This is a genomic window from Helcobacillus massiliensis, assembly GCF_033106145.1.
Classification (GTDB): domain Bacteria; phylum Actinomycetota; class Actinomycetes; order Actinomycetales; family Dermabacteraceae; genus Helcobacillus; species Helcobacillus massiliensis.
The window spans coordinates 67,726-82,680 of record NZ_CP136959.1 but is presented as its reverse complement, the minus strand read 5'-3'; the positions used below and the strand labels follow the sequence as shown (position 1 = coordinate 82,680).

Here is a 14,955-nt window from a genome sequence, read left to right as displayed (position 1 = left end):
GCCGAAGGACCATTGCGCCCGGCGCGGCTCAGCCGAGCGGAGGAGGGGCCCGTCGGGGGAGGCGCCGCGGCGGGGCCGACGGATACTCTGAGACCATGAGCTCCGCACCTGAGAAGAACACTCCCACCGCCGCGCCCGGTACCGGCCCGTCCGAGGGCGGTGCGGGCGCGGTCGCGCCGATCCGCGTCGCCATCGTGGACGACCAGCCGATGGTCCGCGAGGGCTTCTCGGCCATCCTCGCAGTGCAGCCGGACATGGAGGTGGTGGGCACCGCCGCCGACGGGTTCCAGGCCGTCCGCCTCGCCCAGTCCAGCCCCCTGGACGTCATCCTCATGGACATCCGCATGCCGCAGATGGACGGGCTCGAGGCGATGCGCCGCATCTTCGCGGAGCACGGCGCCGATGCCGACGCCCCGCGCATCATCATCCTCACGACGTTCGATGCGGACGACTATGTGTTCACCGCCCTGCGCGACGGCGCCAGCGGCTTCCTCCTCAAGGACGCCGCCGTGCCGGAGCTCCTCAACGCCGTCCGCGTGGTGCACGAAGGAGGGGCTCTGCTCGCGCCGAGCATCACCCAGCGGGTCATCGCCGACTATGCCGCGGACCCGGAGCGGAAGTGGACCCCGTCGGACGACTCCGGTCAGCCCCGCTCCGACGCTGCTGCCGCGTACGACACCCTCACCGAGCGGGAGCAGGGTGTGCTCCAGCTGATCGCCGCGGGCCGGTCCAACGCCGAGATCGGCGCCGAGCTCTTCCTCGCCGAACCGACCGTGAAGACGCACGTGTCGCGGATCCTGCAGAAGCTGGATCTGCGCGACCGCACGCAGATCGTCGTGTTCGCGTACGAGAACGGCCTGGTCCGCAGCGCCGGGCGGTGACCGGGGGCCGGGTCAGGCGGCCGGGCGCTGCTATGCGGCGCTGGCGGCTGCGGCTGGGCCGACGGGGGCGTCGGTGATCGTCGCGGTGTCGATGACGAGGCGGAAGTGCACATCGCCTGTGACCACGCGCTCGTACGCCTCGTCGATCTGCTCAGCGCTGATGACCTCGATCTTCGCAGCCAGGCCGTGCTCCGCGCAGAAGTCGAGGGTCTCCTGCGTCGCGGCGATGCCGCCGATGTTGGAGCCGGCGAGGACCTTGGAGTTGCCGATGACCGCGCCGGCCGGCAGCGGCAGGCCCTCGGGTGGCAGGCCCACGAGCACCATGGCGCCTCGCGGCTTCAGCAGGCCCAGGTAGTCCTTCAGCTCGAATGCGGCGGAGACGGTGTTGAGGATGAAGTCGAATTCGCCGCGGTGATTCGCGAAGAAGTCGGGATCCTCCGCGGTGGCCGCGAGGCGGTTCGCGCCAAGGGCGAGCGCGTCGGCCTCCTTGGCGCGGGTGCGGGACAGGACGGTGACATCGGCGCCCTTCGCAGCGGCGATCTGGACGCCCATGTGGCCGAGCCCGCCGAGACCGACGACGGCGACCTTGTCGCCCTCCTTCACGTCCCAGTGGGTGATGGGGTTGTAGGTGGTGATGCCGGCGCACAGCAGCGGCGCGGCTTCGAGGAACTCGAGCTTCTCGGGGATGCGGACGGCGAAGCGTTCGTTGACCACGATCTTCTCGGAGTATCCGCCCTGGGTGATGGTACCGTCGACGTCTTCGGAGTTGTAGGTTCCGGTGGCGCCGTTGAGGCAGAACTGTTCGTTGTCCTCGCGGCACTGCTCGCAGTCGCCGCAGGAGTTGACGAGGCAGCCCACTCCGACGCGGTCGCCGACCTTCCATCGGGTCACGTCCGCGCCGACCTCGCTGACGACGCCGGCGATCTCGTGGCCGACGGTGAGCGGGAAGTGCGCCCGGCCCCACTCGTTGGTGATGGTGTGGATGTCGCTGTGGCACACGCCGGCAGCCTTGATGTCGATGACGATGTCGTCGGCGCGGGGGTCGCGGCGTTCGATCTCGGCGACGTCGAAGGGCTGATCGGGTCCGGTCTTCTGCAGGGCTTTCACGGTGAAGGTCATGCCGCCAGGGTAGCGACGCGGCCTGGAGGTTCGGCGGGCTACCGGTGCAGGTCGCGCGGCACGTCGACATGCTGCGTGACCCAGGTGTGCATGACGATGGCGGCGGCGTGCCCCACGTTGATGGAGCGGGTGGAGCCGAACTGGGAGATCCCGACGATGGCCGATGCGGCTCTGAGGATCTCGGGGCTCACTCCCCCGCCCTCCTCACCGAACACGAGGACGCTGCTGGCGGGCAGCGGGGTGTGCTCGAGCGGCACGGCGCCGTCGACGTTGTCGATCGCGATGATCTCGCGGCCCGCGCTGCGCGCCCAGGCGATGAACTCTTCAGGCGTGGGGTGGTGGTGTTCGTGCTGGTAGCGGTCGGTGACCATGGCGCCGCGGCGGTTCCAGCGGCGTCGGCCGACGATGTGGAACGCGGCCACGCCCATGGCGTTCGCAGTGCGGACGATGGAGCCGATGTTGAAGTCGTGCTCCACGTTCTCGATCGCAATGTGCAGGTCGTTGCGGGTGGCGCGGTCGAGCTCGGCCACGATGGCGTCGCGCCGCCAGTAGCGGAAGCGATCGGGGACGTTGCGTCGGTCCCCGTGGGCGAGGAGGTCCGGGTCGAGGCGGGGATCCGTCGGCCAGGGCTCCGGGTGCGGGCCCACGCCGACCGCCGGCCGGCCCGGGGAGGCCGACGTCGCAGGGGCTGCCGGGGCGGTGCGCTCCGCCGGCTGAGCCGGTGCGGCGGGCGCCGCCGGGTCAGCGGGGCCGACGGGGTCGCTGGCGCTCACTGGTCCTTCTTGAGCTCTTCGAGGTGCTTCTCGTCCGGGTCCGGCAGGCCCGCGGCGCGGCGCTTGCGCTCACGCATGATCAGCTTGACGAGGATCCACAGGCACACCAGCACGACGAGCACGTAGCAGACCTTGGAGAAGATGTCGGTGTACGGCTCGATGACCTGCCAGCGGGAGCCGAGGTAGTAGCCGAAGGCGATGAAGATCGCGTTCCAGATCGCGGAGCCGGCGGCGGTGAGCAGGGTGAACACACCGAACGGCATGGCGAACATGCCGGCGGGCACGGAGATCAGGGAGCGGATGCCGGGGATGAAGCGTCCGAGGAACACGGCGGTCTTGCCGTGCTTCTGCATGAACTCGTCGGTCTTCTGGAAGTCCTTGGCGTTGATCAGCGGCAGACGGATGAAGATCTCGCGGGTTCGCTCCGGGCCGAGGGCGCGGCCGATGCCGTACAGGATGTACGCGCCGAGCACGGACCCGATCACGGACCAGATGAGGATGCCGATGTAGGTGTGTTCGCCGCGGCCGGCGGAGACGCCGCCGAGCGGGAGGATCACTTCGGAGGGGATCGGCGGAAAGACGCATTCGAGGAGGAGAAGCAGGGCAACGCCCGGCCCGCCGAGCGTCCCCATGGTGTTCACGGCCCAGTCAATGATGTTCACGCCGGCAATCCTACGCACCTCCCCCGACGACCCGGCCGGCCTCCACGAGTTCTGCACGTCGTCTGCGCGAACGGGTGACGAACCCGACTGAAGGGTGGGCGGGAGCGGGGGCCGACGGGTGCGGGGATGAGGGGCGACGGGCTCCGCAGACGGGCACGGATCCGCCGCATTCAGTAGGAATGCGACGGTCGGAGGGTTACCGTACTGTTATGACTTTCAATCCGAATGCCAACATCGGCTCAGGGAACGTGGGCCGCGCCGGCGGTGGCGGCGGATTCGGGGGCGGCGGACTGCCCCTGGGCCCGCTCATGATGCTGGGCGGCGGTGGCGGCGGCACCATTGTGCTGATCATCCTGTTCCTCCTGTTCTCCGGCATGTTCAGCGGGGGCGGCGGTGGCGGCCAGGAGCAGCAGAGCGCCCAGGGAGGGGCCCTGGAGCACTGCCAGACCGGCAAGGACGCCAACGAGAAGGACGACTGCTACGTCCAGGCCGTGGTGGAGACTGCGGACGCGTTCTGGCAGCAGGAGGCGAAGTCCGCCGGCTTCACCTGGAAGGAGCCGCAGGGCCGAGTCTTCTCCGGCAGCGTCAGCACCGGCTGCGGCGCCGCCTCCTCGGACACCGGCCCGTTCTACTGCCCGGCCGATTCCACGATCTACGTGGACGTGTCGTTCTTCGATGAGCTCTCCAGCCGCTTCGGCGCGAACCAGGGGCAGCTCGCGAAGGCCTACGTGGTGGCGCACGAGTACGGCCACCACATCCAGAACCTCGACGGCACGATGAACCGCATCAACCGTCGTGATACGGGCCCGAAGTCCGACCAGGTGGCGCTCGAGCTGCAGGCCGACTGCTACGCCGGTGTCTGGGCCCGCAATGCTGTGGAGACGAAGGACTCGGACGGCAACCGCTACATGGAGCCGCTCACCGAGCAGGATGTGAAGGACGCCCTCTCGGCCGCCTCCGCGGTGGGCGATGACCACATTCAGGGGGAGGTCGCCGGCGGTAGGGTTCAGCCCGATACGTGGACGCACGGCTCCAGTGAGAAGCGCCAGCAGTGGTTCATCACCGGCTACAACGAAGGCTCCTACGGCGCCTGCGACACGTTCAGCAACCGCGGCTGACCCACAGCGGCAGCGGGAGCGGACCCCGCAGCCCGATTCGGATTGACGAAGCGCCCCGTCGGATCATCTCCGGCGGGGCGCTTTCTCATGCGCACACACCTGCGCCGGCGGCACGGGCGCAGGGGGAGCAGGCCTGGTCGCTGGCGAGTCTGAGGTCAGAGCCCGAGTTCGGACAGTTCGTAGGCGTAGATGTAGTCGTAGCCGGCGTCGGTGACGGCACGGCGGGACTCCTCGGAGCGGTGCATGATGACGGCGACCGCGCGGATGTCCGCACCCTCCTGTTCGAGCGCCTCGGTGGCGGTGAGCACCGATCCGCCGGTGGTGGAGGTGTCCTCCACGGCGATGACGGGGCGCCCCTGCACACCGGGGCCCTCGATGCGGCGTTGCAGACCGTGCGCCTTGTTCGCCTTGCGCACCACGAACGCATCCAGCGGGTCACCGGTGAGGGACCCCGCGGCGGACAGCGCCGCGGACGCGTGCATGATGGACGTGGCGACGGGGTCGGCACCGAGGGTGAGGCCGCCGACGGCCTCCACCGTCCCCAGCAGGCCCTGGGATTCGAAGAGGTCCAGCATCACGCGGCCCACGAGCGGGGCTGCTTCGTGGTGGAGGGTGATGCGGCGCAGGTCGATGTAGAAATCGGCCTCCTTGCCGGAGGACAGGGTGACGCGCTGGTGGACCACGGCGAGTTCGCCGATGAGGTCGAGCAGGCGGGCGCGAGCGGTTTCAGAGGAGACGGTGAAGGGGCTGTTGGTGACCATGCCCCCAGTCTAAGCGGCGCGACTGCCTCAACGGCGGGGCTTGTCGCCGCGGCCCCCGTCGGCCTCCGGGGCGTCCCACCACGGCATCCGCAGGCGGCGCAGCGCACTGCCAGTGCGGGCGGTGCGCAGCTTGCGTTCGTTCAGGCGGCGCGACCATCCCGGCCCCGTCAGCCGACGGATCAGCGGCCGCGGCATGATCCGGGAGATCTCCGAGGCAGTCCGGTACTTCAGCGACGGGATCGACAGCACCTCCCCCTTCGCGCTGTCCTTCAGCGCCTGCTCCACCACGTACGGGGCCTTCAGCCAGGTGACGCGGGGCAGGCCCTGCACATCGATCGCGGCGCGCTCATGGAACTCCGTCTCCACGAACCCCGGCAGCAGCGCAGTCGCGGTCACCCCCGTGCCCTCCAGTTCGAGAGCGAGCGCTTCGGTGAACACGGTGACCCAGCTCTTGGCGGCGGCGTACGTGCCGGCGGCGGTGTATCCGGCGAGGGAGGACACGTTGATGATGGCGCCGCGGCCGCGCTGCATCATCGAGTTCGCGGCCGTGTGCGAGAGCACCAGCACCGCCCTGACCAGGAGGTCCAGCTGGATCTCGTGCTCCTCGACGTCCGTGGCGAGGAACTCGGTGTGCAGGCCGTAGCCGGCGTTGTTCACCAGCAGATCGATCGGAGTGACCGGGTCGGTGAGGCGCCGCGCCGCGCGGTCGAGCCCGTCGCGGTCCGACAGGTCCACCGCGAGGGTGCTGACGCGGACGTCGTGGAGGGATTCGATCTGTGCAGCGACAGCGTCCAGGCGTTCGGCGTTGCGGGCGACCAGCACCAGATCGTGCTCGAGCCCGGCCAGCTGCCAGGCGAATTCGAGACCGAGGCCGGAAGTGGCGCCGGTGATCAGTGCTCGAGTCATAGCGCCACTGTAGACCGCGATGCTCACCGGGGTCCGAGGAATCGGCCACCCGCCGCCCGTAGACTGGCCCGCATGCGCATCGCTTCGTGGAACATCAACTCACTGCGCGCCCGCATGGGCCGCCTGCTGGACGTGCTGGACACCCGGCAGATCGACGCCATCGCCCTTCAGGAGATCAAGGCGAAGCCCGAACAGCTGGACCTCGCCGAGCTCGAGGCCCGCGGCTACGAGGTGGCGGCGCACGGGCTCAACCAGTGGAACGGTGTCGCGATCGTGTCCCGCGTGGGTCTGGAGGATGTGGAGATCGGCCTGCCGGACATGCCGGAGTACGACGGCGTCGCCGAAGCCCGCGCCATCACCGCGACCGTCGGCGGGGTGCGCCTGACCTCCCTGTACATCCCCAACGGCCGGGAGATCGACCACGCGCACTACGACTACAAGCTGGAGTTCCTGGACTGCCTCACCGAGCATGGGCGCTCTCTGTTGGCGAAGAACCCGTCGGCCCCCATCGTGTTCGCCGGTGACTTCAACGTCGCGCCGACGGATGCCGACGTGTGGGATCCGTCGTTCTTCGAGGGGAAGACCCACGTGACACCGCCGGAGCGCCGCCGCATCCGAGCGCTGGAGGGGGCGGGGTTCCGCGACGCCACCCGCGACTGGCTGGACGCACCCGGCACGTTCACGTACTGGGACTACACCTCTCGCCGCTTCCAGAAGAAGCAGGGCATGCGGATCGACTTCCTGTTCTCCTCACCGGCGGTGCATGAGGCCGCCACCGGCGCCATGATCGACACGGAGGAGCGCGCCCAGAAGGGCACCAGCGATCACGCGCCGATCATCCTCGACGTCTCGCTGTGAGCGAGCTGCTTGGCGCGGTCCAGCGCCAGCATGGATGACTCGATGAGGTCGTCGTCGGCGCCGCCGGCGATGCGGAGGTCGAGCGCGCGGCTGAACGCGTTCTCCGCTTCGGTGAAGCTGCCGGCGACGAACAGCGCCTTGCCGAGGTGCTGCCACATGACGGCTTCGAGCGCGCCGCCGCGGGTCGCGTCCACGAGCTGGTGGTAGGCGGCGACCGCCCAGTCGGTGTCGCCCTGGTCCCGGTGGGCGTCCGCGAGGAGGGCGCGGTAGCGGAGGTTCGACGGGTTCTCGGCGCTGAGCTCCATCAGCAGCTGTTCGGCACGGTCCGGGTGACCGGTCCAGAGCGCTTCGACGGCGTCACGGGCGGGGTCGGCGGCGTAGTGGGCGCGGAATGCGGCGAGGTCGTTGATGACGGGCAGAAGCGTGCGGACATCGATGTACCAGCCGCATGCCGCAATGGGCTGGGCGGGGATCTCTGAGGTCACGGGTGGCTCCTTCGCTGAATCCTTGATCCGAACGGACCGGGAGCGGATGACGGGGGTGTATCAGCGCGGCAGCGCGGACGTCCTCCATTGTGCGGCGCTGTGATCCAATGCACAAGACCCTGTGACCCGATGGTTACCTGACAGTCGTATGGAGATGGGGATGGGGTGGAGGCATCGGGACGTCCGTCCCCCATCCCACTTGTCCCCATCCCGGGCCCGCCCCTGGCCCGGTGCCGGCGGCTCCCGTTCGATGGGGACATGAGCGTTTTCCCCACCCACCCGCACAGATCACAGCCGACGGCGGCCGTGGTCGACCTGCCGCCCGACCTGAGGCAGTCGGCGATCGACCATGCTGAGGCGGCGCAGATGCGCGTGGTGACCGAACCCCAGCCCGGCTGCGCCGTCGTCCTCACCGGACTGACGGGGCTGGCGAACCTCAGCTCCGCCGCCGGGTCCGCATCGCTCGCCTCGCCTGACGCGCCGGTGATCGTGCTGACCTCGACTGCTCCCCGCGCCGCTGATTGGCGCCGCGCCCTGGACGCCGGGGCGGCGAGCCTCCGGATCCTCCCCGGCGAATCCGCTGACCTGCTCGCAGACCTCGCGGGCGCATCCCGCCGGCCCGGCCGCGGCGCGATCATCACCGTTGTACCCGGGTCCGGCGGCGCCGGTGCCACATCCCTCGCTGCACGTCTCGCCGGGGCGGCTGCCCGCACGGGCAGGCCCGTCACCCTCGTGGATGCGGACCCGTCGGGGCCGGGGATGGAGCACGTCATCGGCGCCGCCCACGTCCCCGGCGCCCACTGGCCGGACTTCGCAGACGCGGATGCCGCGGCCGGGTCCGCGATCCGCTCCGCCCTGCCGCAGATCGACGGGATCCACCTGCTGACCGGGCCTGTGCCGGCGGCGGCCACCGTCGGCCGGATCCTCACCGCGCTCACCAGCGTGGACGGCTTCGTGGTGGTCGATGCGGGGCTCGGCATCGCCGCGGAGATCGCGCCGCTCAGCCGCGAGGTGCTCATGGTGGTGCACGCCCGTGACCTCGCTGTTCGCTCGGCTGTGCGGCGCGCGGAGCAGCTGCGGGAGGCGGCACCGTCGATGGGGATCGCTGTGCGCCGCCATGGCGATGTGGGGGTGCGGGATGTGCGCGCAGACCTGGACCTGCCGGTGGCGATGTCGTTCCGCGACAGCCGCCCCGGCGTGCAGCCCGTGGTGGATGTGCGCCGCGGCGGGGCCGATGCCGCCTGCGCGGCGTTCTGGTCGTCATGGGAGGCACGGTCATGACCGATCTGCTGTCGTTGGTGCACGCGGACCTGCTCGCCCACCCGGGCGAGGTTGATGTGGCGAGGGTGGCCCGGGTACTGGAGGAGAACGGCCAGGTGCGCGGCCCGCAGAGCCTGCTGGAGGTCACCGCGGAGCTGCGCGACCACATCAGTGGCCTCGGCCCGCTGCAGCCGCTGGCCGCCCCCGGCGTCACCGACATCCTCGTCAACGCCGACGGCACCGTCTGGACCGACTCCCCCGACGGTCTGAAGCGCGCTGACCTGCGCCTGGGCCGGGACGAGGCCCGGCAGCTCGCGGTGCGGCTCGCCACGATCGGTGGGCGCCGCCTCGATGACGCGATGCCGTGGGCGGATGCGCAGCTGCCCGGCGGGATCCGCATGCACGCTGTGCTGCCGCCGCTGAGCGCCGGCGGGGCCGTTATCTCGCTGCGCCTGGCCGCCGCCACTCCCCTGTCGTTGGATGCGCTGGAGGCGACGGGCACACTGCACCCGTCGGCTCGCACCCTGCTGGAGCGGATCATCGACCGCCGCTGCGCGTTCCTGATCTCCGGCGGCACCGGCACGGGCAAGACGACTCTGCTGTCCGCGATGCTGGCGCAGGTCGGCCAGCGGGAGCGGATTGTGATCGTGGAGGATGCCTCTGAGCTGGAGCCGGACCACCCGCACACGGTGCATCTGCAGGCACGGCACGCGAATGCGGAGGGCGCCGGCGAGGTGGGGCTCGGGATGCTCGTCCGGCAGTGCCTGCGGATGCGGCCGGACCGGATCGTGGTGGGCGAATGCCGCGGTGAGGAGATCCGTGAACTGCTGCAGGCGCTGAACACGGGCCATGAGGGCGGCTGCGGCACGCTGCATGCGAACACGGCGGCGGATGTGCCGGCGCGTCTGGAGGCGCTCGGGTCGCTCGCGGGGCTGACGGACCGTGCTCTGAGCGCGCAGGTGCTGTCCGCGATCGACCTCGTGCTGCACATGCGCCGCGACGGCGCGCACCGAGTGCTGGATTCGGTCGCGATCCTCTGCCGCGGGGCCGACGGGCGCCTCACCAGTGAGTTGGCAGCACGGTTCACCGGGGACAATGCACGGTTCTTCCCGGCGTTCGACCAGATCGAAGCGAGGCTGCGATGACTGCGGCGCGTGCTTCGGTCCCCGTCGGCCCCGCTCGGCTCGACCGCCCTGCCCAGGTCGACCGCGCGGTCCGGCGCGCCCGCCCGGCCCGAGGCGCGAATCCCGCGCCGGCGGAGCTGACGGCCCTGCTCGACCAGGTGTCCATGGTGCTGCAGGGCGGCATCGCACCGTCGCGCGCCTGGGCTGCCGTCGCCGCCGCGCAGGAGGCGGAGGCGCCGAAGGCTCTCGCGCAGCGGATCGCTCTCGGCGCCGTTCCCGACGGCGACGACCCGCACCTGCGGGCCCTGGCGCTCTGTCTGCGCATCAGCGCCACCAGCGGCGCGGCGGCGAGCAGTCTGCTGCTGCACCTCGCGGGTTCCCTGCGGGACCTGGCCGATGCAGAGCGCGCCCGCGACAGCGCGTTCGCCGGCCCGAAGGCGACGGCGCGGATCCTGATGGCGCTGCCGCTGGCGGCGCTCGTGCTCGGATTCGCGCTCGGCGCGGACCCGCTCAGTGTTCTGTTCGGCTCCCCCGCCGGTCTCGGTCTGCTGGCGCTCGGAGGGACGCTGACCGCCGCGGGCTGGTGGTGGATGCTGCGCCTTCTGCACGTGGCCCGGGGGACGGTTCCGCACGTGGACCCCAGCATCATCCTGGATGTTCTGGCCGCCGTGATCGAAGCGGGGTCACCGCTCGCGCACGCGCTGCGAGCAGTGGGCCGCGCGCTGGGCGATAAACCGCCCGGCCCGGAACTGGTCCGCGCGGGGCTCGCCCTCGAACAGGGAGTCGCCGCGACGGTTGCGCTGTCCCGGTTGGGCGGCGAGCTCGCCTCGATCCGCTCCACCGCTATCCTCGCGCACGCAACGGGTGCGCAGCTGGCGCCGCTTCTGCGGATGCAGGCTCGGGACCTGCGGCGCTCCCGCGCCCGCGATGCGGAAGCGGCGGCGGCGCGGCTCGCCGTCCGGCTCGTCCTGCCGACGGGGGTCGCGATCCTGCCCGCGTTCGTGGCGCTCGGCATCGTCCCGATCATCATCGACCTGCTCACCGCCGATCTGGGCCTGATCCTCGGCGGCGGGTAGCCCACCCACCGCTGGCTCCGTCGGCCCCCACCGGCGCACCCGTCGGCCTCCCTCCTGCGCCCCCGACGGCCCCGTCGGCCTCCCGCCTGCAGCGCCGGCAACCCCCGCCCCTCTCCCCCGCTGTCTCCGGGCCGCCCGGCCCGGTTGGAGAAAGAAGGAGAAACCATGTCCACCACCACGATCCGCCGACGCATGAACCGCACAATCGGCACCCTGCGCGCCCGACTCGCCCGTGAGGACGGCGCCACGACCGCGGAATACGCCATCACTCTTCTCGCCGCCTGCGGGTTCGCGGCTGTGCTGGTCGCACTGCTGCGGTCCGAGGAGGTGCAGAGCCTGCTGATGGGCATCGTCACCAGTGCCCTGGGAATGGGCGGCTGATGATGACGGCACTTCGCGGCGAGCGCGGTGCCGTCACGGCGGAGACGGCTGTGGTGCTCACGGTCGTCTCCGCCCTCCTCCTGCTGATCGCGCAGGTGGGGGCAGTGATGGCCGACGGCGCCCGCCTGCACGACGGCGCCTCCGCGACTGCGCGCGCCGCTATGCGCGGCGAGGACGATCCGGCGCGTGATGGCCGTGCCGTCGCCGGGGACGGCGCTCAGTTCAGCGTGTCGCGGTCCGGTGACCTCGTGACGGTGCGGGCAACGAAGGAGCACCGCCTCGCCGGTGGGCTGCTCGGCGGCCTCAGCCTGACGCTGAGGTCGGAGGCGACGGCGCGCCTGGAACCGCATCTGGCACCGGGTGGTGCACCGTGACGCCCCGCCGGCCCGCGAGCGCCGCTCCTGTTGGAGCGCGCCGCCGCGTGATCGGGCGGTGCGGCTCGGAGGAGGGGTCGGCACCGGCAGCGATGCTGACGTGGTGCTCCATCGCGTCGCTGCTGCTCGCCCTCGTGGTCATGCTCGGCCAGGTGCACATCGCCCATGCCCGTGCGCAGGGTGCGGCAGATCTGGCGGCGCTCTCGGGCGCGGACGCGGCCGCTGTTGGGGCCGACGGGTGCTCCACTGCGGCCATGATCGCGCACGCGAACGGGGCGGATGTGCTCTCCTGCAGCAGCGACGGTCAGGACGTCGTCATCGAGGTGCGGCTCCCTGCGGGACGGATCGGATCCGCGCGCGCCATCGCCCGTGCCGGTCCCGCACCCACCGGCGCCGAGCGCTCTGGTTAGGGTGGAAGGCAGATCCCCGATTCTGGGACAGGACGTGAGCAGCGAACCAGCATCCGCCCAGTTCACTCCGCCTCCAATGGTCCACGCCATCACGGGGCACCTCTTCACCGGCGCGATCAAGGGCGTCATCATCATCGGTGTGCTGTGGGCGGCCAGGGTGGTCGGTCTGGTCCCGCGTTCGTCCCTGGACTCGATCATCGGTTTCGTCGCCATGATGGTCCTCGTGGGCGAGACGGCCCGGCGGGTCGTGGGGGGCTGGCCCGACGGGTTGCGCGGCTAGTCCGACGGCACGCGGTCGAGCAGAGCCCGCAGCAGCCGCACCGCCCCCGCCTTCGACAGCGGCTCGTTGCCGTTGCCGCACTTCGGGGACACCACGCAGGCGGGGCACCCGTCGGCGCAGCGGCATGACTCGATGAGGTCCGCCGTCGCCGAGAGCCACGACTGCGCCGTCGCGTAGCCGCGCTCGGCGAAGCCCGCACCACCGGGGGCGCCGTCGTACACGAAGATTGCGGGCCCGCCCACATCCGGGTGGTGGGCGCTCGACAGCCCGCCGAGGTCCCACCGGTCGCAGGTGGCGAGCAGCGGCAGCAGGGAGATCTGCGCATGCTCCGCGGCATGCAGCGCGCCCGGCAGGTCCGCCGCCTCGATCCCCGCCGCCTCCGTCAGGGCCGACGGGATCTCGAACCACACCGCCGCGGTCTGCAGCGTGCGCGGCGGCAGGTCCAGATTCCGGTTCGCGATCACGGCGGAGGTGTAGATGTCCCGTACCTGATACCCGGTGACCTGACTGGTGACGTCCACGCGGCCTGTGCACACCTGCACCTCGCCCCAGCGCACAGAGTCGCGCACCTGTCGGATCGTCAGCGACGTCTGCGACTGCGGGTGCGTGGTGTGCGGCGGCGCTTCCCGGTGCACCATCGCCACGTTCGCATCCGCATCGAGCCGGTCCACCACGAAGCTGACGCCCTGGTGCAGGTACACCGCGCCGTCATGCACGTGCGTGTGCGCGGAGCCGCCGTCCACAGTGCCGATCAGCTGCCCCGTCTCCGAATCCACGATCCTGACGGGCTCCCCGCCGCTGCCGCGCAGGTCCGTGAGGTCGTGCGCGTTCGCATCCAGCGTCCAGAACCAGCCCGATGCTCGCCGTCGCAGCACGCGCCGCGCCGCGAGTTCGTCGAGGAGCTCCCGTGCCGTCGGCCCGAACACGTGCTCCTCCCCGTCCCGGATCGGCAGCTCGGACGCGGCCGCCGCCAGGTGCGGGGAGAGCACGTACGGGTTCTCCGGGTCGAACACGGCCGCTTCCACGTCCTGATCCAGGATCGTGTCCGGGTGGGTGACCACGTACTGGTCCAGGGGGTCGTCGCGCGCCACGAACAGGGCGAGGCCGCCGTCGGCCCCGCTGGCGGAGGAGCGGCCCACGCGCCCGAACTGCTGGAACAGGGAGGCGCGGGTGCCGGGCCACCCCGTCACCACCACGGCGTCGAGCCCGGCGATGTCGATGCCGAGCTCCAGGGCGTTGGTGGAGGCGAGGCCCCGCAGGTCGCCGCTGCGCAGCCGCTGTTCGAGGGCGCGGCGCTCCTCCGGCAGGTAGCCGCCGCGGTAGGCCGCCACCACTCGGCCGGCGTCGGGCCGGCGGCTCTCCAGGATCCGCTGGGCGGTGCGCGCCACCAGTTCGCTGGAGCGGCGGGCGCGGGTGAACACGAGGGTCTGCGCCCCGGCATCCACGAGGTCGGCGAGGAGCCCGCCCGCTTCGGCGGGTGGTGACGCATCCGCGGGCGGCTGCCAGAACGCGATGGTGCGGCCCGCATGCGGGGACCCGTCGGCCGTGACGGCGGTGACGGACTCCCCGGTGAGGCGGGAGGCGGAGGCCGACGGGGCCGCGGAGGTGGCGGAGGCGAGGATGAACGTGGGGTTCGCGCCGTAGTGGCGGGCGATGCGCTGCAGGCGGCGCATCACCATGGCGGTGTGGGCGCCGAAGACGCCGCGGTACACGTGGCATTCGTCGATGATGATGTAGCGCAGCGCCCGCAGGGTGTGCACCCAGTGCTCGTGACCGGGCAGGATCCCGAAGTGCAGCATGTCCGGGTTGGTGAGGATGAGGTTGGCGTGGCTGCGGATCCAGCGGCGCTCCTCGCTCGGGGTGTCGCCGTCGAACGTGGCGGCGCGGACCTCGGGCATGCCGGCGTCGCGGGCCAGGGTCCGGACCGAATGCAGCTGGTCCTGCGCGAGCGCCTTCGTGGGCGCAATGTAGAGGGCGGTGGCGCGCTTCGCCTCCGAGCGGGGCGCCGCGAGCGCCGTCAGCACCGGCATCAGGTAGGCGAGTGACTTCCCGGACGCGGTGGAGGTGGCGATCACGCAGTGGCGGCCGGCGCGGGCGAACTCGGCGGCCTCCACCTGGTGGGTGTAAGGCTCGCGGACGCCGCGGTCCTGCAGAGCGAGGACGAGCCGGGGGTCGATCCAGCGGGGCCAGGGTGCGTGCTGGGCGGCCCGGCCGGGCATGCGTTCGAGGCGGAGGAGGCTCTCCGCCCGATCGATGGGTCCCGTTATCCGCTCAACGAGCTGTGCCGCGGTTGTCATTGCCGCACAATGGTAGTCATGAGCCACCCATCTCACCCCGCGTCGAACGCGAACTCACCCCGTGACCCCCGCCGCCAGCCCGCCCACCCCTCCCATCCGCAGCAGCCCGGTCAGCCTGGTCATCCTGCTCAGCCCGGTGGACCCGGTCAGCCTGGGCGGTCCGCTCAGTCGCAGCAGCCGGGCCGACGGG

Annotated in this window: 17 protein-coding genes; 10 read left to right on the top strand and 7 right to left on the bottom strand. The window is 71.3% G+C overall.

All coding sequences use genetic code 11. The features are described from left to right. The first annotated feature begins 209 nt into the window (after positions 1–209). Complete coding sequence (locus R3I40_RS00395) at positions 210–881, top strand: response regulator (RefSeq protein ID WP_317700146.1); 672 nt, start codon at positions 210–212, stop codon at positions 879–881. A gap of 30 nt (positions 882–911) precedes the next feature. Here the strand turns inward: R3I40_RS00395 and R3I40_RS00390 are convergent, their stop codons facing one another. From R3I40_RS00390 to R3I40_RS00380, 3 genes are read right to left on the bottom strand one after another with little or no spacing between them, the layout of a single operon-like run. After that, a complete protein-coding gene (locus R3I40_RS00390) occupies positions 912–2,000 on the bottom strand; it encodes an NAD(P)-dependent alcohol dehydrogenase (RefSeq protein WP_285262034.1) in 1,089 nt (362 codons plus the stop codon). A 38-nt stretch (positions 2,001–2,038) separates the two neighbouring features. Continuing rightward, positions 2,039–2,773 (bottom strand): TrmH family RNA methyltransferase, encoded by a 735-nt coding sequence (locus tag R3I40_RS00385; RefSeq protein ID WP_183376201.1) that lies wholly within the window; start codon positions 2,771–2,773, stop codon positions 2,039–2,041. Then, positions 2,770–3,435 carry a DedA family protein gene (locus R3I40_RS00380; protein WP_183376199.1) on the bottom strand — a complete coding sequence of 222 codons (666 nt, stop codon included), beginning with the start codon at positions 3,433–3,435 and terminating at the stop codon, positions 2,770–2,772. Before R3I40_RS00380 ends, R3I40_RS00385 begins: the two co-directional genes overlap by 4 nt. A 209-nt stretch (positions 3,436–3,644) precedes the next feature. Here R3I40_RS00380 and ypfJ point away from each other — a divergent pair, with 209 nt between their 5' ends. Further along, complete coding sequence (ypfJ, locus tag R3I40_RS00375) at positions 3,645–4,553, top strand: KPN_02809 family neutral zinc metallopeptidase (RefSeq protein ID WP_285262035.1); 909 nt, start codon at positions 3,645–3,647, stop codon at positions 4,551–4,553. Positions 4,554–4,708: 155 nt separating this feature from the next. Here ypfJ and R3I40_RS00370 read toward each other — a convergent pair whose 3' ends face one another. Both R3I40_RS00370 and R3I40_RS00365 read right to left on the bottom strand, forming a co-directional pair. After that, on the bottom strand, positions 4,709–5,314 hold the full coding sequence (locus R3I40_RS00370; RefSeq protein WP_183376195.1) for an orotate phosphoribosyltransferase: 606 nt from the start codon (positions 5,312–5,314) through the stop codon (positions 4,709–4,711). Between the two features lie 27 nt (positions 5,315–5,341). Beyond that, the gene (locus tag R3I40_RS00365; protein WP_183376193.1) at positions 5,342–6,220 is read right to left on the bottom strand and encodes an SDR family NAD(P)-dependent oxidoreductase; all 879 of its coding nucleotides are present in this window, start codon (positions 6,218–6,220) and stop codon (positions 5,342–5,344) included. A gap of 72 nt (positions 6,221–6,292) precedes the next feature. On the opposite strand from R3I40_RS00365, the gene R3I40_RS00360 reads away from it, so the two are divergent. Beyond that, the gene (locus R3I40_RS00360; RefSeq protein ID WP_285262036.1) at positions 6,293–7,078 is read left to right on the top strand and encodes an exodeoxyribonuclease III; all 786 of its coding nucleotides are present in this window, start codon (positions 6,293–6,295) and stop codon (positions 7,076–7,078) included. On the opposite strand, the gene R3I40_RS00355 is transcribed toward R3I40_RS00360, so the two are convergent. Then, the gene (locus R3I40_RS00355) at positions 7,045–7,563 is read right to left on the bottom strand and encodes a tetratricopeptide repeat protein (protein WP_183376189.1); all 519 of its coding nucleotides are present in this window, start codon (positions 7,561–7,563) and stop codon (positions 7,045–7,047) included. The two genes, R3I40_RS00360 and R3I40_RS00355, sit on opposite strands and share 34 nt — an antisense overlap. 258 nt (positions 7,564–7,821) lie before the next feature. On the opposite strand from R3I40_RS00355, the gene R3I40_RS00350 reads away from it, so the two are divergent. The 7 genes from R3I40_RS00350 (at position 7,822) to R3I40_RS00320 (ending at position 12,468) form a co-directional block, all read left to right on the top strand. Continuing rightward, complete coding sequence (locus R3I40_RS00350; RefSeq protein WP_239376704.1) at positions 7,822–8,844, top strand: nucleotide-binding protein; 1,023 nt, start codon at positions 7,822–7,824, stop codon at positions 8,842–8,844. After that, entirely contained in the window at positions 8,841–9,968 is a 1,128-nt protein-coding gene (locus tag R3I40_RS00345) for a TadA family conjugal transfer-associated ATPase (protein WP_285262037.1), read from the top strand. Before R3I40_RS00350 ends, R3I40_RS00345 begins: the two co-directional genes overlap by 4 nt. Beyond that, the gene (locus tag R3I40_RS00340) at positions 9,965–11,023 is read left to right on the top strand and encodes a type II secretion system F family protein (RefSeq protein WP_239376706.1); all 1,059 of its coding nucleotides are present in this window, start codon (positions 9,965–9,967) and stop codon (positions 11,021–11,023) included. Before R3I40_RS00345 ends, R3I40_RS00340 begins: the two co-directional genes overlap by 4 nt. Positions 11,024–11,188: 165 nt before the next feature. Then, the gene (locus R3I40_RS00335) at positions 11,189–11,404 is read left to right on the top strand and encodes a DUF4244 domain-containing protein (RefSeq protein WP_239376707.1); all 216 of its coding nucleotides are present in this window, start codon (positions 11,189–11,191) and stop codon (positions 11,402–11,404) included. Further along, positions 11,404–11,778 carry a TadE family type IV pilus minor pilin gene (locus tag R3I40_RS00330; protein ID WP_239376708.1) on the top strand — a complete coding sequence of 125 codons (375 nt, stop codon included), beginning with the start codon at positions 11,404–11,406 and terminating at the stop codon, positions 11,776–11,778. The genes R3I40_RS00335 and R3I40_RS00330 overlap by 1 nt, the downstream gene beginning before the upstream one ends. A gap of 47 nt (positions 11,779–11,825) precedes the next feature. Beyond that, positions 11,826–12,188, top strand: a complete 363-nt coding sequence (locus tag R3I40_RS00325; RefSeq protein ID WP_259922605.1) for an Rv3654c family TadE-like protein — start codon at positions 11,826–11,828, stop codon at positions 12,186–12,188. A 76-nt stretch (positions 12,189–12,264) separates the two neighbouring features. Continuing rightward, positions 12,265–12,468, top strand: a complete 204-nt coding sequence (locus tag R3I40_RS00320; protein WP_239376709.1) for a hypothetical protein — start codon at positions 12,265–12,267, stop codon at positions 12,466–12,468. On the opposite strand, the gene R3I40_RS00315 is transcribed toward R3I40_RS00320, so the two are convergent. Then, positions 12,465–14,765 (bottom strand): DNA 3'-5' helicase SftH, encoded by a 2,301-nt coding sequence (locus R3I40_RS00315; RefSeq protein WP_285262038.1) that lies wholly within the window; start codon positions 14,763–14,765, stop codon positions 12,465–12,467. The genes R3I40_RS00320 and R3I40_RS00315 overlap by 4 nt on opposite strands. Positions 14,766–14,955 lie beyond the last annotated feature (190 nt).